The organism is Micromonospora sp. NPDC048868 (assembly GCF_043198195.1).
GTDB lineage: Bacteria > Actinomycetota > Actinomycetes > Mycobacteriales > Micromonosporaceae > Micromonospora > Micromonospora reichwaldensis.
In genome coordinates this window covers 90,476-111,840 of sequence record NZ_JBICUN010000008.1, presented here as the reverse complement: position 1 = coordinate 111,840, position 21,365 = coordinate 90,476, and the positions used below count along the sequence as shown (strand labels likewise).

The 21,365-nt window shown below is 73.0% G+C and carries 24 protein-coding genes; 14 read left to right on the top strand and 10 right to left on the bottom strand.

What is annotated here, in order from left to right; genetic code table 11:
• Positions 1–78: 78 nt before the first annotated feature.
• Both ACGFNF_RS15235 and ACGFNF_RS15230 read right to left on the bottom strand, forming a co-directional pair.
• Positions 79–759 carry an ABC transporter ATP-binding protein gene (locus tag ACGFNF_RS15235; RefSeq protein ID WP_393168340.1) on the bottom strand — a complete coding sequence of 227 codons (681 nt, stop codon included), beginning with the start codon at positions 757–759 and terminating at the stop codon, positions 79–81.
• Positions 756–1,754 (bottom strand): ABC transporter permease, encoded by a 999-nt coding sequence (locus tag ACGFNF_RS15230; RefSeq protein WP_393168631.1) that lies wholly within the window; start codon positions 1,752–1,754, stop codon positions 756–758. The genes ACGFNF_RS15235 and ACGFNF_RS15230 overlap by 4 nt, the downstream gene beginning before the upstream one ends.
• A 252-nt stretch (positions 1,755–2,006) precedes the next feature.
• Between ACGFNF_RS15230 and ACGFNF_RS15225 the strand changes: the two genes are divergently transcribed.
• The 8 genes from ACGFNF_RS15225 (at position 2,007) to ACGFNF_RS15190 (ending at position 8,159) form a co-directional block, all read left to right on the top strand.
• The gene (locus tag ACGFNF_RS15225) at positions 2,007–3,209 is read left to right on the top strand and encodes a sensor histidine kinase (protein ID WP_393168338.1); all 1,203 of its coding nucleotides are present in this window, start codon (positions 2,007–2,009) and stop codon (positions 3,207–3,209) included.
• Complete coding sequence (locus ACGFNF_RS15220; RefSeq protein ID WP_357579361.1) at positions 3,206–3,838, top strand: response regulator transcription factor; 633 nt, start codon at positions 3,206–3,208, stop codon at positions 3,836–3,838. Before ACGFNF_RS15225 ends, ACGFNF_RS15220 begins: the two co-directional genes overlap by 4 nt.
• A gap of 61 nt (positions 3,839–3,899) precedes the next feature.
• Positions 3,900–4,418 (top strand): DUF2087 domain-containing protein, encoded by a 519-nt coding sequence (locus ACGFNF_RS15215; protein WP_393168335.1) that lies wholly within the window; start codon positions 3,900–3,902, stop codon positions 4,416–4,418.
• A 58-nt stretch (positions 4,419–4,476) separates the two neighbouring features.
• A complete protein-coding gene (locus ACGFNF_RS15210) occupies positions 4,477–4,962 on the top strand; it encodes a GNAT family N-acetyltransferase (protein ID WP_393168333.1) in 486 nt (161 codons plus the stop codon).
• Positions 4,963–5,057: 95 nt separating this feature from the next.
• Positions 5,058–5,483, top strand: a complete 426-nt coding sequence (locus ACGFNF_RS15205; RefSeq protein ID WP_311413318.1) for an Hsp20/alpha crystallin family protein — start codon at positions 5,058–5,060, stop codon at positions 5,481–5,483.
• Positions 5,484–5,602: 119 nt separating this feature from the next.
• On the top strand, positions 5,603–6,442 hold the full coding sequence (locus ACGFNF_RS15200) for a helix-turn-helix domain-containing protein (RefSeq protein ID WP_393168331.1): 840 nt from the start codon (positions 5,603–5,605) through the stop codon (positions 6,440–6,442).
• Between the two features lie 66 nt (positions 6,443–6,508).
• A complete protein-coding gene (locus ACGFNF_RS15195) occupies positions 6,509–7,090 on the top strand; it encodes a dihydrofolate reductase family protein (protein ID WP_393168329.1) in 582 nt (193 codons plus the stop codon).
• 70 nt (positions 7,091–7,160) lie between these two features.
• Positions 7,161–8,159: a tyrosine-type recombinase/integrase gene (locus ACGFNF_RS15190; RefSeq protein WP_393168327.1), complete on the top strand. Its 999-nt coding sequence runs from the start codon at positions 7,161–7,163 to the stop codon at positions 8,157–8,159.
• 80 nt (positions 8,160–8,239) lie between these two features.
• Here ACGFNF_RS15190 and ACGFNF_RS15185 read toward each other — a convergent pair whose 3' ends face one another.
• Both ACGFNF_RS15185 and ACGFNF_RS15180 read right to left on the bottom strand, forming a co-directional pair.
• Positions 8,240–8,725 (bottom strand): TrkA C-terminal domain-containing protein, encoded by a 486-nt coding sequence (locus tag ACGFNF_RS15185; RefSeq protein WP_165947845.1) that lies wholly within the window; start codon positions 8,723–8,725, stop codon positions 8,240–8,242.
• 34 nt (positions 8,726–8,759) lie between these two features.
• Entirely contained in the window at positions 8,760–10,058 is a 1,299-nt protein-coding gene (locus ACGFNF_RS15180; protein ID WP_393168325.1) for an SLC13 family permease, read from the bottom strand.
• A gap of 483 nt (positions 10,059–10,541) precedes the next feature.
• Between ACGFNF_RS15180 and ACGFNF_RS15175 the strand changes: the two genes are divergently transcribed.
• The 3 genes from ACGFNF_RS15175 (at position 10,542) to ACGFNF_RS15165 (ending at position 12,727) form a co-directional block, all read left to right on the top strand.
• On the top strand, positions 10,542–11,498 hold the full coding sequence (locus ACGFNF_RS15175; RefSeq protein WP_393168323.1) for a HAMP domain-containing sensor histidine kinase: 957 nt from the start codon (positions 10,542–10,544) through the stop codon (positions 11,496–11,498).
• Positions 11,495–12,142, top strand: coding sequence for a response regulator transcription factor (locus ACGFNF_RS15170; RefSeq protein WP_132237626.1), 648 nt, complete (start codon positions 11,495–11,497; stop codon positions 12,140–12,142). The genes ACGFNF_RS15175 and ACGFNF_RS15170 overlap by 4 nt, the downstream gene beginning before the upstream one ends.
• A gap of 126 nt (positions 12,143–12,268) precedes the next feature.
• Complete coding sequence (locus ACGFNF_RS15165; protein WP_151453194.1) at positions 12,269–12,727, top strand: hypothetical protein; 459 nt, start codon at positions 12,269–12,271, stop codon at positions 12,725–12,727.
• A gap of 4 nt (positions 12,728–12,731) precedes the next feature.
• On the opposite strand, the gene ACGFNF_RS15160 is transcribed toward ACGFNF_RS15165, so the two are convergent.
• The 5 genes from ACGFNF_RS15160 to ACGFNF_RS15140 form a co-directional block, all read right to left on the bottom strand.
• A complete protein-coding gene (locus ACGFNF_RS15160; protein ID WP_357579354.1) occupies positions 12,732–13,445 on the bottom strand; it encodes a thymidine kinase in 714 nt (237 codons plus the stop codon).
• 63 nt (positions 13,446–13,508) lie between these two features.
• Positions 13,509–14,897 carry an MFS transporter gene (locus ACGFNF_RS15155; RefSeq protein WP_393168320.1) on the bottom strand — a complete coding sequence of 463 codons (1,389 nt, stop codon included), beginning with the start codon at positions 14,895–14,897 and terminating at the stop codon, positions 13,509–13,511.
• 18 nt (positions 14,898–14,915) lie between these two features.
• Positions 14,916–15,677, bottom strand: coding sequence for a glycerophosphodiester phosphodiesterase (locus ACGFNF_RS15150; protein WP_393168318.1), 762 nt, complete (start codon positions 15,675–15,677; stop codon positions 14,916–14,918).
• Positions 15,678–15,735: 58 nt separating this feature from the next.
• Positions 15,736–16,314 carry a hypothetical protein gene (locus tag ACGFNF_RS15145; protein WP_393168316.1) on the bottom strand — a complete coding sequence of 193 codons (579 nt, stop codon included), beginning with the start codon at positions 16,312–16,314 and terminating at the stop codon, positions 15,736–15,738.
• A 24-nt stretch (positions 16,315–16,338) separates the two neighbouring features.
• On the bottom strand, positions 16,339–17,112 hold the full coding sequence (locus ACGFNF_RS15140; protein WP_393168314.1) for a lysophospholipid acyltransferase family protein: 774 nt from the start codon (positions 17,110–17,112) through the stop codon (positions 16,339–16,341).
• Positions 17,113–17,285: 173 nt separating this feature from the next.
• Between ACGFNF_RS15140 and ACGFNF_RS15135 the strand changes: the two genes are divergently transcribed.
• Entirely contained in the window at positions 17,286–18,701 is a 1,416-nt protein-coding gene (locus tag ACGFNF_RS15135; RefSeq protein WP_358118136.1) for a cytochrome ubiquinol oxidase subunit I, read from the top strand.
• Positions 18,702–18,716: 15 nt separating this feature from the next.
• Positions 18,717–19,715: a cytochrome d ubiquinol oxidase subunit II gene (gene cydB, locus ACGFNF_RS15130; protein WP_357579348.1), complete on the top strand. Its 999-nt coding sequence runs from the start codon at positions 18,717–18,719 to the stop codon at positions 19,713–19,715.
• A gap of 129 nt (positions 19,716–19,844) precedes the next feature.
• Here cydB and ACGFNF_RS15125 read toward each other — a convergent pair whose 3' ends face one another.
• Positions 19,845–20,453 (bottom strand): TetR/AcrR family transcriptional regulator, encoded by a 609-nt coding sequence (locus ACGFNF_RS15125; RefSeq protein WP_393168311.1) that lies wholly within the window; start codon positions 20,451–20,453, stop codon positions 19,845–19,847.
• A gap of 54 nt (positions 20,454–20,507) precedes the next feature.
• Between ACGFNF_RS15125 and ACGFNF_RS15120 the strand changes: the two genes are divergently transcribed.
• Entirely contained in the window at positions 20,508–21,272 is a 765-nt protein-coding gene (locus tag ACGFNF_RS15120) for an SDR family oxidoreductase (protein WP_393168309.1), read from the top strand.
• Positions 21,273–21,365 lie beyond the last annotated feature (93 nt).

The following is a 21,365-nucleotide window of genomic DNA, read 5'->3' as shown; positions in this document are numbered from 1 at the left end:
TTCCTCGCTCGCCGGCCAACGGTGTCACTCTGCCGCACCGGGGGCCGCCGCGCTGCGCCGGACCTGCGGAGCGGGCGCTCAGGCCGGGGTCGGCAGGCGCAGCCGGCCGTCGATCATCTCGGCGACCGCGTCGACGCGGTGCAGGTGCTCCCGGTCGTGGGTGACCAGGACGGTGGCGGTGCCGCGCTGGCGGGTGAGGTCGGTGATCAGCTCGACGATCGCCGCGCCGCGCTCGTGGTCCAGCGCGCTGGTGGGTTCGTCGACCAGCAGCACCGCGGGATCGTTCATGAGGGCGCGGGCGATGTTGACCCGCTGGCGCTGCCCGCCGGAGAGCTGGTGCGGGCGACGGTCGGCCTGGCCGGTGAGTCCCACCGCCGCCAGCAGTTCGGCGGCGCGGGCGCGGCCGGCGCGGCGGGAACCGCCGGCGAGGTGGGCGATCACCTGCAACTGTTCGGCGGCGGTCAGCGAGGCGATGAGGTTGGGTTGCTGGAAGACGATTCCGATCTTCTCCCGCCGCAGCGCGGCCGTGCCCGCGCGGCGGAGCCCCGCGGTGTCGGTGCCGGCGACGAGCACCGTTCCCGAGTCGGGGGTGATCAGGGTGGCGGCCACCGCCAGCAGGCTCGACTTGCCGGAGCCGGAGGGGCCGATGACGGCGGTGGTGCTGCCCGCCGGCACGCGCAGGCTGACCCGGTCGAGCGCGGTCAGCCGGGCGTCGCCGTCGGGGTAGGTCAGCGTGACGTCGGCGAGTGCGAGGCTCATCGGGCGCTGCCCAGGGCGATCAGCGGGTCGACGGAGGTGATGCGGCGGATGGACAGGGCGCCGCCGGCCGCACCGAGCGCGATCGTCACGGCGGCCGGGAACAGCACCGATTCGGCGGTGAGCGCGAACGGCACCGTGCCGGCCGCCGCGGCGCCGAGCGCGACCGCGAGCGCGGTGCCGGCGGCGGTGCCGGCGAGCAGCAGCACGAGGGCCTGCCCGAGAGCGTCGCGCAGCAGGTGGCCGGTGGTGGCGCCGAGCGCCTTCAGCACGGCGACGTCGGGGGCGCGCTGGATGGTCCACACGGTGAAGAACGCGCCGACGACCAGGGCGGAGATCCCGAACAGCATCCCGCGCATCAGTTGCAGCGACCCGTTCTCGGCGGTGTAGGAGCCGATCGCGGACAGCGCCTGCGTGCGGGTGACCGTACTGGTGTGCAGGTGTCGGTCGGCGGCGGCCAGGTCGGCGTCGCGGGTGGTGCGCAGCGCGACGACCGTCGCGGCGTCGCCGTTGGCGCCGGGGGCCAGGGCCTGCCAGTCGTGCAGGTCGGTCCAGATCACCGGGGTGTGGCTGTGGGAGGCGTCGCCGGCCACCGCGTCGACGGTGAGGCGGTGTGTGCCGACGGACACGGTCTGTCCGGGCCGGGCGTGCAGCGCGTCGGCCGCGCCCCGCGACAGCACGGCCCGTCCGGTGGCGAGGGTGGCGGGTGCCAGGCCCGAGCCGGGCGGGACGCCGAACACGGACAGCGCGGCGCTGCGCTCGCCCGCGTCGACGCGGGCGGTGGCGATTCCCAGCGGCGCGGCGGCGCTCACCCCCGGGATGTCCTGCCAGCGCAGCCACTGCTCGCGGCTGACGGTGGATTCGGTGAACGAGAGCTTCTGCCCGTCGGCTGGGGCGGAGAACACGAGGTGGTCGGCGGGCAGGTCGGTGATCGCCGAGGTGCTGCCGCGTCCCAGGCCGGCGGTCAGCCCGGACAGCAGGACCACCAGCAGCGTCATCAGCGTCACGACCGTTCCCATCAGGGCGAAGCGGCCCTTGGCGAACCGTAGATCTCTCCACGCGACGAACACGATCGCATCAGCCTTCCGGTAGGTGCCTGAAGCCGCGGTGGCGGCCCGGCACCAACCGTCGTCCGGATGGCGGCCGGTGCCATCGCGCCGCCGATCGGTTTCGGGGCGTCGCACTGCGTACGTCGGGATCAACCTTTTGGTTGATGGCGGCGGCCGTCGGCGTCCTAGCCTGGAGGCATCGTGAACGTGGAATCGCTCGCTCGTCCGCTGCGGGTGCTGCGCGTCTGCCTGCACCTGCTGGTCGGGCTCCTCCTCGTGGTGGCCGCCATTCGTGCCGTCACCGGGCCGGGCCCTCGGCGTGCTGCCGTGCTCGCCGCGGCCGTGGCGCTGGCCGTCGTCTACGCCGTCGGGGCGGCGCTGCCGCTGGTGCGCCGGCATCGACCTGCCGCGCTGGCCTGGCTGGCGGTGCTGACCGGCGGGTGGCTGGTGCTGCTGGCCCTGACCCCGGACGGGGTGTGGTTCGCGTTTCCGCTGTTCCTGCTGCATCTGCACCTGCTGCCCGTGCGCTGGGGGATCGTGGCGGTGGCGGCGACGACCGTGGCGGCGGTCGTCGGTGTCGCCGGCCACCAGGGGGCGCTCACGCCGGGCGCGGTGATCGGTCCCGCCATCGGCGCCGCGGTGTCGGTGGGCACGGTCCTCGGCTACCAGGCGTTGTACCGGGAGAGCGAGCGCCGCCGGCGGTTGATCGAGCAGCTGACCGCCACCCGCGCCGAACTGGCCGCCGCCGAGCACGCCGCCGGGGTCCTCGCCGAGCGGGAACGCCTGGCCCGCGAGATCCACGACACCCTCGCCCAGGGGTTGTCGAGCATCCAACTGCTGCTGCGTGCCGCCCAGCGTGGGTTCCCCGACCGGCTCGACGTGGCGGCGGGCCACGTCGAGCAGGCCCGCCGCACCGCGCAGGACAACCTCGTCGAGGCGCGCCGGTTCGTACGCGCCCTGACACCGCCGGGCCTCGACGGCGCTTCGCTGCCGGCGGCGCTGCGGCGGCTGTGTGACGCGACCGCCGCCGCGTCCGGGCTGACCGTACGCCTGCGGGTAGACGGGACGGGGGTGCGTCTGCCGACCCGCCACGAGGTGGCGCTGCTGCGGATCGCGCAGTCCGCGTTGGCCAACACCGTGCGCCATGCCGGGGCGAGGCGCGCCGACGTGACGCTGCGGTACGGCGCGCGCGACGTCGTCCTCGACGTGGTCGACGACGGGTGTGGCTTCGACGTGGGCGCGGCCGGCGACCGGCCGGACGGCGACGGCGGGTTCGGGCTGGCCGCCATGCGGGCCCGGGCCGAGGAGCTGGGCGGCAACCTGATCGTGGAGTCGGCGCCCGGGTGCGGCGCCCGGCTGGCCGTCGGCTTCGCACGCCCGGGCACCGGGGAGGCGGGCGCGTGAACGGTCCGATCCGACTGTTGCTGGCCGACGACCATCCGGTCGTACGGGCCGGGCTGCGCGCCGTCCTGGCCACCGAGCCGGACTTCGAGGTGGTCGCCGAGGCCGCGACCGCGCAGCGGGCCGTCGCGCTCGCCGAGGGGGAGCGGGTCGACGTGGTGCTCATGGATCTGCGCTTCGGCGCGGGGATGGACGGCGCCGAGGCGACCGCCGCCATCACCGCCCGCCCCGGCGGCCCCGCCGTGCTGGTGCTGACCACCTACGACACCGATGCCGACATCCTCGCCGCCGTGGAGGCCGGTGCGATCGGTTACCTGCTCAAGGACGCCCCGCCCGAGGAACTCGCGGCGGCCGTGCGCGCCGCCGCCGCCGGCCGTTCCGCCCTCGCCCCGGCCGTCGCCCGTCGCCTCATGGGTCGGGTTCGTGCCCCGGGCACCGCGTTGAGCCGCCGCGAGACGGAGGTCCTGCAGCTCGTCGCCGACGGCCTGTCCAACCAGCAGATCAGCCTGCGGCTGCACCTGAGCCAGGCCACGGTCAAGACGCACCTGGTGCACGTCTACGGCAAGCTCGACGTCGACTCGCGTACCGCCGCCGTCGCCGTCGCCCGGGCCCGTGGGCTGATCCGTCGGTGACCGGGCCGCGCGGGCGGAATTGACGTGCGGTGCGCGTACGCCTGCTGGCAGGGTGGCCGGCATGACAGCGCAGGCTCTGGCGGGGGCACTCGCCGACGACGTACGGCGGCAGGTCTTCGCGGCGATCGTGCTGGGCGGCGCCGACGCCCCGGCGGTGGCCGACCGGACGGGCCTGTCGGCGCGGCAGGTGCTCACCGCGATCCGCCGGCTCGTCGACGCGGGCCTGGTGACCGGCGGCGACGGTGACCTGCGGGTCGACGCCGAGCGGCTGCGGGAGGCGGCCCGTACGCCGGCGGCGCCCCGGCCGGCCGGCGACTCCACGGACCGCGTGCTGCGCACCTTCGTGCGTGACGACAGGCTGACCGGCCTGCCGGCGCAGCGCGGCCGGCGGCGGGTGGTGCTGGCGCACGTGGCGAAGTCCTTCGAGCCGGGGGTGCGCTATCCGGAGCGGGCGGTCGACGAGGTGTTGCGGCGCTGGTGCGAGGACGGCGGCTCCGACCACGTGGCGCTGCGCCGGTACCTGGTCGACGAGCAGTTGCTGGCCCGGGAGCAGGGCGTCTACTGGCGCGTCGGCGACTGAGCGCCACCCTCGTCGCGGCCGGCGGATTTCCCGTTGACCCGAGGGCGAGGATCGACTGGTGAGCGAGACAGACTGGACGACGGTGCCGACCCGTCCCGACCGGCCCGAGGCGACGATCCTGCTCGAGGAGTACTTCGAGGAGATGGTCCGCCGCTACCACGCTCGCCCGGTCCGGCCGGGTGAGGTCGCGGCGGCGATGGCCGACGACCCGAGCGACGACCTGGCCGCGCCCACCGGGGTCCTTTTGCTCGCGTGCCGCGACGCTCGTCCGGCCGGCTGCGCCGGCCTGCGGTGGCGGCCGGGCTGGGCGGAGCTGACCCGGGTGTACGTGCGCCCCGCGCACCGCGGCCACGGCGGCGGGGCGGCCCTGCTCGCCGCCGTGGCGCAGCGGGCCCGGGCCGCCGGGGCCGACCGGATCCGGCTGGACACCCGCGGCGACCTCGTGGAGGCCCGCGCCCTGTACGCCCGGCACGGCTACCGGGAGATCCCGGCGTACAACGACGGCGCCTACGCCCAGCACTGGTTCGAGAAGGTCCTGAGTTGACGTCGCGGCCGGAACGCGCTAAATAAAGAACAGGAAGTTGAGTCCCATCGGCTCAACTCAAGGACCTTCGGCCAGGAGAACCGAGGAGGCAGGCCATGTTGATGCGCACCGACCCCTTCCGTGAGATCGACCGGATCACCGAGCAGTTCTTCGGCACCGCCGCGCGCCCCGCGGTCATGCCCCTGGACGCCTACCGCGACGGCGACTGGTTCTACGCGGCGTTCGACCTGCCGGGCGTCGACCCGGACAGCATCGACTGCACCGTCGAGCGCAACGTGCTGACCGTGCGCGCCGAGCGCCGCCGGCCCGCCGGCGAGAACGTCGAGCTCGTCGCCGCCGAACGCCCGATGGGCACCTTCACCCGGCGGCTCTTCCTCGGCGACACCCTCGACACCGACAAGCTCGAGGCCGGCTACGACAACGGCGTGCTGACCCTGCGGATCCCCGTCGCGGAGCGGGCCAAGCCCCGCCGGGTCACCGTCACGGCCACCGCCAACGGCCGCAAGGAGATCAACGCCTGATCCCGGCGGGCGAGGGGCGGGACGGCCGGTGCGGCCGCCCCGCCCCTCGCTTTTCCCGGGGTTCCGGTGAGACCCGTGTCGGCGCGCGATACCGGCGGGGCGTCGGCGATGCTGTGGGCGTGGAGTACGTGTCCAGAGTGCCGCGACCGCCGCTGGACGGGCTGATCGACGACCTCTACTACCTGGAGGGGGCGTCGCCGTACGCCCGGCTGACGCTGCCGCCGATGCCGGCGGCGTTGCTCATCGTCAACCTCGGGGCGCCGTTCCGCATCCGCGCCGGCACCGACATCGAGCCGGCCGGGTACGCCGACGGCTGCGTGGTCACCATGCCCACCCGCGCCTTCGAGTTCGGCTACCCACTGCGGACCCGGTCCGTCGGCGTGCACTTCAAGCCGTGGGGGCTGGTGCCGTTCCTGCCGATGCCCGCGGCCGAGCTGTGCGACCGGCCGGTGACGGTGGAGCAGGTGTGGGGCCGGCCCGCCACTGCTGAGCTGCGGGACCGGCTGGCCACGGCGGACGGACCGCACGAGATGCTGACGCTGCTCGAGGAGGAGCTGACGCGACGGCTGTGCGAGATGGCCGGCCTGGGACTGGTCCGGCGTACGAGCAGCGTCATCGCGGCGGCCAGCGGGGCGGTGGCGATCGGCGACCTGAGGGTGGCAGCCGGCGTCAGCAGCACTCATCTGGCACAGCGGTTCAAGGAGCTCATCGGCGTCACGCCGAAGCGGCTGGCCCGCACCTACCGCTTCGCCGCCACCGTGTTCTCGATCGACCCCGCCGAACCGGTCGACTGGGGCGACCTCGCCGGTCGCGCGGGCTACTTCGACCAGGCCCACTTCGGCCACGAGTTCCGGGCGTTCACCGGGCTCACGCCGACCCGGTACGTCGAAGTCCGGCGGCAGTTCCTGCGCGAGCATCCCGGCCACGTGCTGGACAGCTGGCCACTGCCAACCGATTGATTTCTTACAAGAGCGACAGCTCACGACACGTCAACATGGGGGCATCCCACAGCAGAGGAGCGCCCCATGGGCAAGGTGGTCATGTACAGCTCGGTGTCGGTGGACGGCTTCGTCGCGGACGACAACGACCAGCCCGGGCCGCTGTTCGACTGGTTGTCCAGCGGTGACGTGCCGTTGGACTCCAGCGGCGAGCTGAAGGTGTCGCAGACGTCCTACGACTACACCCGGGCGTACTGGGACCAGATCGGGGCAACCATCGTCGGCCGCCACGTCTTCGACCTGACGGACGGCTGGGACGGCAAGCCTCCGGGCGGGGTCGACCACGTGGTCGTCGTGACGCACCGGCCGGAGCCCGAGGGCTGGGACCCGGAGGCGCCGTTCCACTTCGTCGACGGCGTCGAGGCAGCCGTGGCCAGGGCGCAGGAGCTTGCGGGGGACCGCATGGTCGAGGTCGCCGCCGGCGACGTCGGTGGCCAGGTGCTTGCCGCGGGCCTGGTCGACGAGGTGCGCATGGACGTCGTACCCGTCGTGTTCGGGTCCGGCAAGCGCTACTTCGGGTCGGTCCACGCGCAGCACCTGTTGGAGGATCCTGACGTGACGATCCAGGGCAACCGGGTGCTGCACCTGCGCTACCGGGTGCGTCGTTGACCAATCTGAGCGGGCGCGCGTAGGGCGCGCCTCCTCCCGTTCTCGACCCGAAGCTGAGAACCTTTTTCACATGCTCTCCCCGAACGCTCCGGCGCGGCCAAGCCGGCCCACCCCGCTGGCCCTGCCCGGGGGGCCCGTCGACTTCACCGAGGCGTGGCTGCGCAACCGGCGGCTGTCCGAGCACACCCGCGACGCGTACCGGCGGGACGTCGCCGGCTGGCTCGCCTGGTGCGCGGCCCGCGAACTGGACCCGTTGCAGGCGAACTTCCTGCACGTCAACGAGTACGGCCGGGCGCTGGAGGCCACACTCGGCGCGCGCACCGGCAAGCCGCTGACCCCCGCCACCGTCGCCCGCCGGCTCTCCGCCCTGTCCAGCTGGTACGACTTCCTGGTCAAGCTGCGCGCGGTCGAGGCCAACCCGGTCGCCGGCGCCGACCGCCCCCGCATCGACCGGGACCACTCCGCGACCGTCGGGCTCGCCCCCGAGGAGGTCGACGCGCTGCTCGCCGCCGCCGAGGCCGACACCGGGCCGACCGCCGCCCGCAACCGGGCCGCGATCGCGTTGCTGGCCGACCTCGGACTGCGCGTGGGGGAACTGGTCTCGCTCGACCTGGCCGACCTCGGCGCCGAGCGGGGCCACCGCAGCGTGCGGTTCGTCGGCAAGGGTGGCAGGCCCCGCCGCCGCGCCCTGACCCCCGGCACCGCGTACGCGGTCGACGCGTACCTGGCCCAGCGGGCCGCCGCCCAGGGCGTGGCGGTGCACGAGCTGACCGGTCCGCTGCTGGTCACCGCCAGCGGGGCCCGGCTGGACCGGCACGCGATGTTCCGGCTGGTGCGCCGGCTGGCCCGTACGGCCGGCATCCCGGCGTGGGCGAGGCTGTCGCCGCACTCGTTGCGGCACGCGTTCGCCACCACCGCCCGCGCCGAGGGCGTGCCCCTGGAGGACGTGCAGGACGCGATGGGCCACGCCGACCCGCGCACCACCCGCCGCTACGACCGGGACCGGCACAACCTCGACCGCGATCCCGCGTACGCGATCTGGGCGGCCCGGGCCCGCCGCCGCGGCTGACGTGCGGTGGCCGGTGGGTGCCGCGCGTGGGTGGCATCCACCGGCCGGTGCTCGCGGCCCGCAGGTCCGTGTGGAGCGGCCTACGGGTCCGTGTGGATCAGCGCCCGGCTCAGCGCCTCGATGCTCTGCTGGCCCCCGGCGACGATCAGGACGTCGCCGTGGGCGAGGACGTGTCCCAGCCCCGGTGCGGTGACCGTCCGCCCGTCGCGGACGACGGCGACGACGCTCACCCCGTTGACGCGCGCGACGGCCTCGGCCAGGGTCCGGCCGTCGTAGGGCGACGCGGCCGTCACCGGCAGCTCGACGACGCTGATCGCCTCCCGGTGGCGTTCCAGGTGCGTGACGTGGTCGATGGTGGCGATGGGGTGCAGCAGCTCGGCCACCTCCTGCGCCTCCGTCGGGCTGAGGGTCACGGACCGTTCCACCGTGTCCGGGTCGCCGGGGGCGTAGACGACGACGTCCCGCCGGCCGCCGCGATGGCAGACGACCCCGATCACCTGTCCCTCCCCGGTGTGCAGGGTGTAGCCGACCCCGATGCCGGGCAGCGGCATGCGTTCTATCTGCATCATTGCCTCCTGTCGTGTTGCACAGCGGACCGGCCTACGCCACGAAGTAGCGCAGCCACACGTACACCCAGGCGATCACCGTGGTCATGATCGTGGTGACGATGCCGTAGCGGGTGAACTGCCAGAAGCTGATCGGTTCCTTGGCGCGGGCGGCGATGCCCAGCACGACGATGTTGGCGCTGGCCGCCACGGCCGTGCCGTTGCCGCTCAGGTCGGCGCCCAGGGCGAAGGACCACCACAGCGCCTGCCCGGTACCCGGATCCGGGGCCCCCGCGACGAGGCCCTCCACGATCGGTGCCATGGTCGCCGCGTAGGGGATGTTGTCGAAGAACGCGCCGAGCACCGCCGAGCCGAAGACCAGGCCCGTCGCCGCCGCGAAGTAGTTGTCGCCGACGGCGTCGGTGGCCCGTTCGCCGATCCAGCTGATCACCCCGGTCTCGGTCAGGCCGGCGACCATCACGAACAGGCCGGTGAAGAACACAAGCGTCGGCCACTCGACCTCGCCCAGATAGGCCGACTTGTCCGTCCTGGACACCAGGACCATCAGCCCGGCGCCGAGCAGCGCGACGACGGCTACATCGATGTGGATCACCGTGTGGAGCGTGAACGCGACGATCACCAGGCCGAGCACGACCAGGCAGCGGATCAGCAACCTCGGGTCGGTGATGGCGGCGCGGGCGTCCATGTCGCGTACCGCCTCGAACCGCTCGGGGCGGTGCACGAACGCCCGGCGGAACATGACCCGCGCCAGCACCAGGAACGCCAGGAACATCAGCACCGTGACCGGGGCCATGTGCCAGAGGAAGTCGTTGAAGCTCAGCCCGGCCCGGCTGCCGATGATGATGTTGGGCGGGTCGCCGATCAGGGTGGCCGCGCCGCCGATGTTGGCGGCGAGCACCTCGGCGATCAGGAACGGCGCGGCGGGCATGCCCAGCCGGCGGCACACGGAGATGGTGATCGGGGCGACCAGCATGACCGTGGTGACGTTGTCCAGGACCGGCGAGGCGATGCCGGTGATCGCGACGAGCAGCACCATCAGCCGGTACGGCCGCCCCTGCGAGCGCTGGGCCGCCCAGATCGCCATGAACTCGAACACGCCAGTCTGCTTGATCACCCCGACGATGATCATCATGCCGAGGAGCAGGAAGATGACGTCCCAGTCGATGCCGGCGTGGTGCGCGTAGAACACGTCCGAGCCGGGCACCAGCCCGAGCGCGGCCATCAGGCCGGCGGCGCCCAGCACCACCGCTACCCGGTTGATCTTCTCGGTGGCGATGAAGACGAAGGCGACCGTGAAGATGACGATCGCGGCGAGGGCGGGCCACGCGCTCACGGGCACCCGCCCGGCGGACCGTGCTCCACCCCGGCGCGCCGCGGCGCGCAGGTGACCGTCTCAACTTCCGGTGGCGCGGGTTCGGTCACCATCGGATGACGGTTCACAGGGTCCTCCCGGGTTCGGCGCGGCGCGGCGGGGAACGCCCGCACGGGCGGCGACAGAGGGAGCCGCGCACGAGGGATCGGAGCCCGTCGCGGCTCCCGGCCCCGGGCTCGCGTTCATGGTCATCGGTCCGCTGCGGGTCGACATCGGGGCTGACACCCATTTGCCGTCGGCCCGGTGCCCGGCCTGACGGCGGCCCGGCGGACCTGCGGCGATAATGGGTGCCGGCACGCATTTACAGCACGCGCCCCGGCCGACAGGCTGGCCATGACGAGGGTGATCACCGCTGCGGCGCGGGCCGGCCCGCCGCGTCCCTGAGCGCGGACGAGCGGCGGAGTCGCAGGGCGTCGGAACCGGAGCGGGAGGAGAGGTGTCGTCGTGTCGCTGTTCTGGCGGATCTTCCTGCTCAACGCCGCCGTACTCGTCGCCGCCACGCTGCTGCTGCTCGGCCCGGTCACGGTGTCCACCCCCGTGCTGCTCACCGAGGCCCTCGTGCTGACCGTGGGCCTCGCGGCGATGCTGGTCGCCAACGCCGCGCTGCTGCGCGTCGGCCTCGCGCCGCTGCACCGGCTGACCCGGGCCATGACCACCATCGACCTGCTGCAGCCCGAGCCCCGCCCGGTCCCGGCCGGGCAGGCCGGCATCGCGGACCTGATCCGCGCCTTCAACGCCATGATCGACCGGCTGGAGGCGGAGCGGGCCACCAGCGCGGCCAGCGCCCTGTCCGCCCAGGAGGCCGAGCGCCGGCGCGTCGCCCAGGAACTGCACGACGAGGTCGGCCAGACCCTGACCGCGGTCCTGCTCGAACTCAAGCAGGTCGCCCGGCACGCGCCTGAACCGGTCCGCGCCCAACTCGCCCAGGTGCAGGAGACCACCCGCGACAGCCTCGACGAGATCCGCCGCATCGCGCGCCGGCTGCGCCCCGGCGTACTGGAGGAGCTCGGCCTGACCAGCGCCCTCAAGGCGCTCGTCACGGAGGTCACCGGGCACACGGACCTGTCCGTGCGCCAGCACCTCGACGCCGACCTGCCCACCCTCGACGGCGAGGCCGAACTGGTGATCTACCGGGTGGCGCAGGAGGCCCTCACCAACACCGTCCGGCACGCGCGGGCCGCCACCGTCGAGCTGTCGCTGACCCGTCGACCGGGCCACGTGCAGCTGCGGATCCGCGACGACGGCCGGGGCATCGGCGACGCCGCCGAGGGCGCCGGCGTACGCGGCATGCGGGAGCGGGCCCTGCTCATCGGCGCCCAGCTCAGCGTGGGTCCCGGCCCGGGCGGCGGCACCGAGGTGCGGCTGCGGGTGCCGCTCGGCGACCGGGAGGGCCGGCCGTGACCACCCGCATCCTGCTCGCCGACGACCACGCCCTCGTCCGCCGTGGCGTGCGCCTCATCCTCGACAGCGAACCGGACCTGACCGTCGTGGCGGAGGCCGGCGACGGCGCGGAGGCCATCGCCCTGGCCCAGACCGAGCGTCCCGACCTGGCCATCCTCGACATCGCCATGCCGCGACTGACCGGCCTGCAGGCGGCCCGGGAGCTGTCCCGGCAGCAGCCGGGCCTGCGCATCCTCATCCTGACCATGTACGACAACGAGCAGTACTTCTTCGAGGCCCTCAAGGTCGGCGCCAACGGCTACGTGCTCAAGTCCGTCGCCGACCGCGACCTGGTGGAGGCCTGCCGCGCCGCCGTGCGCGACGAACCGTTCCTCTATCCCGGTGCCATCAACGCCCTCATCCGCACCTACCTGGAACGCAGCGCGCGGGGCGAGAGCGTGCCGGCCAGGGCCATCACCGAACGCGAGGAGGAGATCCTCAAGCTCGTCGCCGAGGGCCACTCCTCCAAGGAGATCGCCCGCCTGCTGTTCATCAGCGTCAAGACCGTCGAGCGGCACCGGGCCAACCTGCTGCAGAAGCTCGGCCTCCGGGACCGGCTGGAACTGACCCGCTACGCCATCCGGGCCGGGCTCATCGAGCCGTGACCGCGCGCGGCGGGCCGGTTCGGGCGGTGCTCGGCGCCAGCGGCGGCCGCGACCCGACCGGCCGGTACGGGGGCGACAGGGCCGACTTTCCTGCGGGCGGGCCCACCGGTTCTCTACGGTCGACGGGTGGGCGCTGAGCAGCCGTGGAGCCGGCCGGCCCGTCGGAGCCGCCCGGTGCGTACCGGGTTGGTGTTCGCGGGCGTGACCGTGCTGCTGTGCTGCATCGGGGTCGCCGGGCTGGGCGCCTGGAACGTGCAGGTGGTCACGCAGGCCAGCGGCCCGGTGCGGGAGACCGCAGACGGGTTCCTGCGGTCGGTGGCGGCGGGCGACACCGACGGCGCGTACGACCGGCTCTGCGCCGACGCGCGCAGCCGGTGGAGCCCGATCGGGTTCACGAGCTGGCTGCGCACCCCGCCGCTGGTCAACGGCTACGAGATCGTCGACGTGTCGGTGGCGACCCGGGGCGGCAGCCCGCGCGGCACGGTGGCGGTGCGGCTGACCCGCGACAGCGGCCTCACCGAGGAGCGGAAGCTGTCGGTGGTGCGCGAGGACGGCGGCTGGCGGGTGTGCGGCGACCCGTACTGACGCCTCAGCGGCGGGGGCCGAGCTCGCCCGCGCGGTAGTGCCGGCGGCAGAGCACCTGGTAGCGCACCTCGGCGCTGTCCACGGTGTCCCCGATGACCACCTGCAGGCCCTCGCGGACCACCCGGCCGTCGACCACCCGGGCGTTGAGCAGCCCTTCCCGGCCGCACCAGCAGAGCACCTCGACCTGGATGCGGGCCACCTCGTCGGCCAGTTCGAACAGCCGCTGCGCGGCCGGGAACAGGCACGAGCGGAAGTCGGTGGCCAGCCCGAACGCGTACACGTCGACGTCGTAGCTGTCGACCAGCTCCGCCATCTGCTCGACGTGCTCCAGGTTGTAGAACGACGCCTCGTCGCAGATCAGGTAGTCGACGCGGACGCCCTCGGCCCAGGTGTCGCGCACCAGGGTGCGCAGGTCCAGCTCGTCGGTGACCTCGACGGCCTCGTGCGCCAGGCCGATGCGCGTGGTGACCTGCGGGCCGAGCGAGCGGTCGATGCGGGTGGTGACGAGGCCGCGGCGGCCCTGCCGGGAGTGGTTGTAGTTCATCTGCAACGCCATCGTGGACTTGCCGCAGTCCATCGGCCCCCAGAAGAACTTCAACGCCGCCGCGTGCAGCGGACGCCCGTCCACGCCCCGCGCCGCGGCGCACCCGGCGGGGGAGTCGTCGGGGCCCAGCGGCGGGCGCGCCAGGCAGGTCGGGGCGGTGGCGTGGTCGGTCACGGTCGGGCAGCCTAGCCGATCGACGCCCGCTGATCCGGCCGGTGCGGGACGGGCCCGCGTTCCCTAGAGCACCCGGGGCGGGGTGTTGCCGACGGCGACGATCGCCCGGCGGATCGGCACGGCCAGCAGCAGCAGGAACCCGACGACAAAGAAGATCAGCAGGGAGACCAGGCCCACCCGGTAGGAGTTGGTGAGCTGGAACACGATGCCGAAGGCCAGCGGGCCGAGCCAGCTGGTGCCCTTGTCGCTGATCTCGTAGAAGCCGTAGTACTCGCCCTCCTTGCCGGCGGGGATGAGCTGGCTGAACAGCGACCGGCTCAGGGCCTGGCTGCCGCCGAGCACGAGGCCGATGGCGGCGCCGAGGATCATGAACGGCACCGGCGCCTCGGCGGGCAGCCGGAACGCGCCGAGGATCACCCCGGTCCACAGCACCAGGCTGATCAGCACGGTCTTCCAGGCGCCGATGCGCTTGGCGAGGGCGCCGAGCAGCAGCGCGCCGCCGAAGGCGAGGAACTGCACCAGCAGGATGGTGACGATCAGGGTGCTCTGCCCGAGCTTCAGCTCCTCGGTGCCGTACTGGCTGGCCAGGGCGATGACGGTCTGGATGCCGTCGTTGTAGACCAGGAACGCCAGCAGGAAGAACAGCGTCAGCGGGTACGCCTTGATCTCGCGCAGGGTGCGGCCGAGCTGGCGGAACCCGTCGCTGACCGGGTTGCCGCCGGCCCGCGCGGCGGCCGTGGGGTGCTCGCGCAGCCAGCGCAGCGGGATCAGGGTGAACACCGCCCACCACACGCCGGCGGACACGATCGACCAGCGGGCCAGGTCGAGGGTGCGCTGGTGGTTGCCCTCCTCGCCGAGCATGCTGACCGCGACGAGGTTGAGCGCCAGCAGCAGGCCGCCGCCCAGGTAGCCGAGCGCCCAGCCGCGGCTGGAGATGCCGTCGCGGTCGTCGGGGCCGCCGAGCTGCGGCAGGAACGAGTTGTAGACCACGACACCGGCGCCGAAGGCGATGTTGGCGACCATGAACAGCGCCCCGCCGAGCAGGTACCGGTCGCCGGTGACGAAGAGCATGCCGACGGTCGCGCCGGCGCCGATGAAGGCGGCGGCGGCGAGCAGCCGCTTCTTGTGCGCCGAGCGGTCGGCGATCGCGCCGACGATCGGCAGCGCGAACACGGTGAGGAACACCGACAGCGACACCAGGTACGGGAAGTACGAGCCGGCGGCGACCTTGATGCCCAGCGGGTACACGTAGCCGCCGCAGGTGTCGGCGCCGAGTTCGCAGCCGGCGGCGAGTTCGGTGACGGTGGTCAGGAACGGGCCGAGGAAGACGGTGATGACGGTGGTGGAGAAGGCGGACATCGCCCAGTCGTAGAAGTACCAGCCGCTGCGTTCGCGGCGGGTGCTCGCCGGGGCGGGGGTGTCGTCCACGGCGGGGGTGACGGTCTCGGCCATCGGGGTCCTTCGAACGGTTCAGGCGGCCCAGTGACCGCGGCTGTGATACACGTCGCGCAGCACGCCGACGTGATCGGTCATGATGCCATCCACTCCGAGGTCGAGTAACTCGTGCATCTCGGCAGGTTCGTCGATCGTCCAGACATGCACGTGCAGTCCGAGTCGGTGGGCGTGGCGCAGGAACCGGCGGTCCACCACGGGCACCCGCCCGTAGCGCACCGGCACCTGCGCGGCGACCACCGACGGGGGCAGTCGCAGCGCCCGCCCGGTCAGCGACGCCATCCGCAGCCGGGCCACCCCGCGCATGCCGAGGCTGCTGGCGACGCGCCCCTGCGTCAGGGCGCGCAGCCGGGCCAGCCGGGCGTCGCTGAACGAGGCCAGCAGCACCCGGTCGCCGGCCCCGACGCGCGCGACGGTGGCCACTGTCGGCTCGACGCCGCCGTCGGCCTTGACGTCGATGTTGAACCGCACCTGCGGCCAGGCGTCGAGGACCTCGTCGAGGCGGGGGACCACGGCGGCGCCGCCGACGCGTACCGAGGCCAGGTCGGCCCAGCGCAGGTCGGCGATGCGCCCCGGCTCGCCCGTGACGCGGGCCAGCGTGGCGTCGTGGAAGACCACCGCGACGCCGTCGGCGGTGCCGTGCACGTCGGTCTCGACGTACCGGTAGCCGAGCCCGATCGCCCGGGCGAACGCGGCGGCGGTGTTCTCGTCGCCCTCGGCGGCGCCGCCCCGGTGGGCGAAGGCCAGCGGTGCGGGGCCGTCGAGGTAGGCGTGGGTCACGCGGGGAGTATGCCGGGGCGCGGTGGCCGGCGGGTGACCGGCCGGCGGCCGGAGCGGGTCAGCTCCAGTCCGTCTGGTAGCCGGGTCCGCGCAGCAGGGCGAGCAACTCGCAGTCGGAGGGGTGGTGGGTGCGGGTGAGCGCACCACGCAGGTCGTCGACGGTCACCGGATCCGGACCCTGCACGCTGACGCTGAGCACCTGGTCGGCGCCGAAGAGGTACAGCGCGGTGGCGGGGTCGCTGTTGTCGGTGTCCCGGGTCACGACGAGGGTGAGACCGTCGCCGGCGTCGGTGCAGACGTGGATCGTCCGGACGTCGCAGTCGACCCCGTCGGCCAGGGACCCGTCGGGGGCCGGGTGGTGCTGCTGCCACACCACCGGCACCGTACGGCCGTCGCGGGTGCGCAGGCCGTAGGCGATGTCGAGACCGAGCCGGTCCAGCCAGCCGAGGGTGCCGGAGCGGGGCAGGTCGTCGGGGATCAGCAGGTCCTCGGCAGGCCAGGGGGAGGAGCGGGTCAGGTCGCTGAGGTCCCGGCGGTCCTTCTCGTCGTGGTACGCCGAGCGCAGGACGGCGTACCCGCCTGCGCAGACGAGGACGAGCAGGGCGACGACGAGCAGCGGCAGGCGCAGGCGGGTCACCTCGCCATTGTGCCCACGCCGGGATCAGGTTCTTCCGGAGCGCTGGGAGCGGCTGGTGTCGATCGGGCGACCCGGGTCGACGTGGCGGGGCCTGTCGGGCTCGTCGGGCCGCAACGGCACCAGCGAATCGGTGATGGCGTCGATGATCCGGTCGGTGGCGCGCAGGGCGGCGCCCGGGGTTGCCGGCGTCAGGTCGGCGAGGTCCACCGGGTCGCCGAAGTGCACCCGCACGACAGGGCGGCGCACCAGGGAACGGGCGATGCCGCGCAGCAGTCCCTTCGGGGCGCGGTAGGGCACCACCTCGTGGCAGCCCCACTGGGCAACCGGGACGACCGGGGCGCCGCAGGCGAGGGCGAGGCGGGCGGTGCCGGTCTTGCCGCGTTCGGGCCACAAACCGGGGTCGAGGCCGATGCGGCCCTCCGGGTAGACCAGGATCACCGAGCCGGCGGCGACCGCCGCGGCGGCGTCGTCGAGGGCGCGGCTGACGGCGGCGGTGCCCCGGTCGACCCGCAGGTGCCCGGCGTGGCGCATCGCGGCGCCGATGACGGGGGTGCGGAACAGCCCGCCGGTGGCCATGATCCGGGGGGCGACGCCCCGGGCGCGGCAGGCGGCGGCGAGCACGACGGGGTCGAACGGGCTGATGTGGTTGGCGGCCAGGATCAGCGGGCCCCGGCGCAGCGCCTCGGGCACGTCGCCGCTGACCTCCAGGCGGGCCAGGAGCACGACGACGACGCGGGCGAGCAGTTGCGCGGCACGCCAGATCAGCGGTGGCTGCCAGGTCGGGCGGGTGGTGTCCATCAGCGCGCATGGTCGCACGCGCGGGCCACCCCGCGTGGTGCCGGGGCCGTCCGGCAGAGGTGATCAGGGTCATTGGTCCCGGGTCGCTTCGGGACCCCCGCCCCTGCCGATTCTTCTACGACGAGCAGTAGTATTTACTACGTCTCGTAGTATGCACAGCCTGGGGGTTACTGGTGGACGCGTTGGACGTCGCCCGCTGGCAGTTCGGTGTCACCACCGTCTACCACTTTCTCTTCGTGCCGCTGACCATCGGCCTGTCCGTGCTGGTGGCGATCCTCCAGACGATGTGGCACCGCACCGGCGACGAGAAGTACCTGAAGCTCACCAAGTTCTACGGCAAGCTCTTCCTGATCAACTTCGCCATGGGCGTGGTGACCGGCATCGTGCAGGAGTTCCAGTTCGGCATGAACTGGAGCGACTACTCCCGCTTCGTCGGCGACATCTTCGGCGCCCCCCTGGCGATCGAGGCGCTTGTCGCGTTCTTCCTGGAGTCCACCTTCATCGGCCTGTGGATCTTCGGCTGGGACCGGCTGCCCAAGCGGCTGCACCTGGCCAGCATCTGGGCCGCCGCGATCGGCAGCAACCTCAGCGCGTACTTCATCCTCGCGGCGAACTCGTTCATGCAGAACCCGGTCGGCTACCGGATCAACCCCGACACCGGCCGCGCCGAACTCACCGATTTCGTCGCCGTGCTGACCAACAAGGTCGCCATGATCACCTTCCCGCACACCATCGCCGGCGCGTTCCTGGTGGCCGGCTCGCTGCTGGTCGCCGTCGCCATGTGGCACCTGGTACGCAACCGCGACTCCGCCGACACCCCCGCCTACCGCTTCGCCGCGAAGTTCGGCTCCTGGGTCACCCTGGTCTCCGCCGCCGCCGTCGCCATCACCGGCGACATCCAGGGCAAGATCATGACCCAGGTGCAGCCGATGAAGATGGCCGCCGCCGAGGGCCTCTACACCACCGAGAGCCCCGCCTCGTTCTCCGTACTCACCGTCGGCAGCCTCGACGGCAGCCGCGAACTGTTCGCCCTCAAGATCCCGCACCTGCTGTCCTGGCTGGGCACCGGCGACCCCAACGGCACCGTGCAGGGCATCAACGACCTGCAGGCCCAGTACGCCGCCCAGTACGGCGCCGGCAGCTACACCCCGATCATCCCGGTCACCTACTGGAGCTTCCGCTTCATGATCGGCTTCGGGATGGCCGCCGCCGCCATCGCCCTGCTGGTGCTCTGGAGCCAACGCAAGGGCCGCACCCCTACCAGCAAGTGGCTGCTGCGCGCCGGCCTGGTCATGCCCCTGCTGCCCCTCGCGGCGAACTCCTTCGGCTGGATCTTCACCGAGATGGGCCGCCAGCCGTGGATCGTCTTCGGCGAGATGCTCACCCGCGACGGCGTCTCCCGCAGCGTCTCGCTCACCGAGGTGCTCACCTCCTTCACCGCCTTCACCCTCATCTACGCCACCCTCGCCGTCGTCGAGGTCAAACTGCTGCTGCGCTACGCCAAGGCCGGCGTACCCGACCTCACCCCCGACCCCGACATCGACGACACCCACGACGACGCCGAGCGCCCGCTCGCGTTCGCCTACTGATCACCGGAGACAACCGTGGAACTCACCACCATCTGGTTCCTGCTCGTCGCGGTCCTGTTCACCGGGTACTTCATCCTCGAGGGCTTCGACTTCGGCGTCGGCATGCTGCTGCCCGTACTCGGTCGCGACGACCGGGAACGCCGCGTCCTGATCAACACCATCGGCCCCGTCTGGGACGGCAACGAGGTCTGGCTCATCACCGCCGGCGGCGCCATGTTCGCCGCGTTCCCCGAGTGGTACGCCACCCTGTTCTCCGGCTTCTACCTGCCGCTGCTGCTGATCCTGCTCGCCCTGATCATCCGCGGCGTCGCCTTCGAATACCGCCACAAGCGCCCCGAGGCGTCCTGGAAACGCCGCTGGGACACCGCCATCTTCGTCGGCTCGGTGGTGCCGGCGATCCTGTGGGGCGTGGCGTTCGCCAACATCCTGCGCGGCGTGCCGCTCGACGCCGACCACGAGTACGTCGGCGGCCTGCTCGACCTGCTCAACCCGTACGCCCTGCTCGGCGGCGCGACCACCGCGGCGCTGTTCCTCACCCACGGCGCCGTGTTCATCGCCCTGAAGACCGTCGGCGAGGTCCGCGAGCGCGCCGCCGCCCTCGCGGTACGCGTGGGCGTGGCCGCCGCCGTGCTCGCGGTGGCGTTCCTGACCTGGACGCTGAACATCCGCTCCAGCACCGCCGCCGTCGTCTTCGCCGTCGGCGCGGCCCTCGCCCTGCTCGGCGGCCTCACCGCCGCCCGCGCCCGCCGGGAGGGCTGGGCGTTCACCGGCACCGCCGTGGCCATCGCCCTGGCCGTGGCGACGCTCTTCGCGGCGCTCTTCCCGAACGTGCTGCCCTCCACGCTCGACGCGGCCGGGACGCTGACCGCCACCAACGCCGCCTCCACCCCCTACACCCTGAAGATCATGACCTGGGTGGCGGTGGTGTTCACCCCGATCGTGCTGGCCTACCAGGGCTGGACGTACTGGGTGTTCCGCAAGCGCATCGGGGTGGCCCACATCCCGCGGCACTGACCCGCCCACGGCGGGTGGCGGTGAGGTCCCGCCGCCACCCGCGCCGACCGCGACGCGCCCCTCCTCCCGCGTCGACCCCGCGGCCGCGTCGCGTGCACGGCTCCGGTGGTGGTCGAGATCAGATCGGCGTCAAGCTTGCTCCTGCGGGAGCGTGATGTCGCCGAAGGCCGCCGCGAGCGCCTCCGCGATCAGGTCGGGCAGATCGGTACGCCCGTCGTCCTTCGCCCACCGCACCAGCGCGGTGTGCATGGCGGCCAGGCAGGCGCTCGCCGCCGCCGCGGCGTGGAAGGCCGTGTCCGGATCGGCGGCCTCGTCCCCGAGGCCGTCCACGATGGCCTGTTGAAGCACGTAGTGGTTGTCCAGGTGTCGGGCGCGCAGGGCGGGCGTCGAGATCATCAGCCGCAGGCGGGCCAGCAGGAGCCGGTCGTCGCCGGCGGTCAGCGTCCGCGCCGAGTCGACGAGCGCGCTGCCGATGCGGCGCACGAGGGGCTGCCCGGCCGGCGTCGCGGCGATCCGTTCGGCGACCAGCGGGCCGTTCTGATCGACCAGCACGAGGTCCTCCTTCGTCGGGAAGTGCCGGTACACCGTCATCGCAGACACGCCCGCGGCCGCTGCGACGTCGTTCACGGTCGTGCCGTCGTACCCGCGCTCGACGAACAACCGCACCGCGTGCGCCTGGATCACGCGCTGCGTCTCGGCCCGTCGTTGCTCCCGCAGTGTCGAGTGCCGCTCCCTCATGTGGTAGACACTATCGCACTGATAGTCACTACCAAGTTGGGAGTAGCTCACATCATGGGTGATCTGATCGGCAGGACAGCCCTGGTGACCGGCGCGTCACGCGGCATAGGCCAGGCGATCGCGATCCGGCTCGCAGCGCGGGGAGCGGTCGTCATCGCCCACTTCGGCACGGACAGGCAGGGCGCGACGGCGACTGTCGACCAGATCGTGCGCGATGGTGGAACGGCGCACGCCGTCGGCGCGGAACTGGGCGTGGACGCGGATCTCGAGACGCTGTTCGCGGGCGTCGAGGCCAGCCTGGCCGGGCGAGCACTCGACATCCTCGTCAACAACGCGGCAGCGCCACCCGCAGGCCCGCTCGGCGCCACGACACGAGCAGCCTTCGACCACCTGTTCGCGGTCAACGTACGGGCGCCGTACTTCATCATCGAGCGCGCGTTGCCCCTGCTGCGCGACGGCAGCCGGATCATCACGATCTCGTCCGTGGCGACCCGGATGGCCAACGCCACCCAGACGTCGTTCGCCATGACCAAGGGCGCGGTCGAGACGATGACCCTGACGTTGGCCAACCAGCTCGGCGCCAGGGGCATCACGGTGAACGCGGTCGCGCCCGGCGCCACCCGGACCGCGACCAACGGGCCGGTCTTCGAGACACCGGGCCTGGCCGAGCTGATCACCGCGATGACGGCACTCGACCGGCTCGGCGAGCCCGGCGACGTCGCCGACGTGGTCGCGTTCCTCGCCTCCGACGCCGCACGCTGGGTCACCGGGCAGGTCATCGACGCCAGCGGCGGCCTGTTCCTGGGCCCGCGCGCCTGACCACCCCAAGGCGCCCGCCAGCCAGGCCGACCTCGCCCCGCTCACCGCCACCGGGCGCGTCGGCAGGCTCGTCGACCAGCACACCCGCCAGCG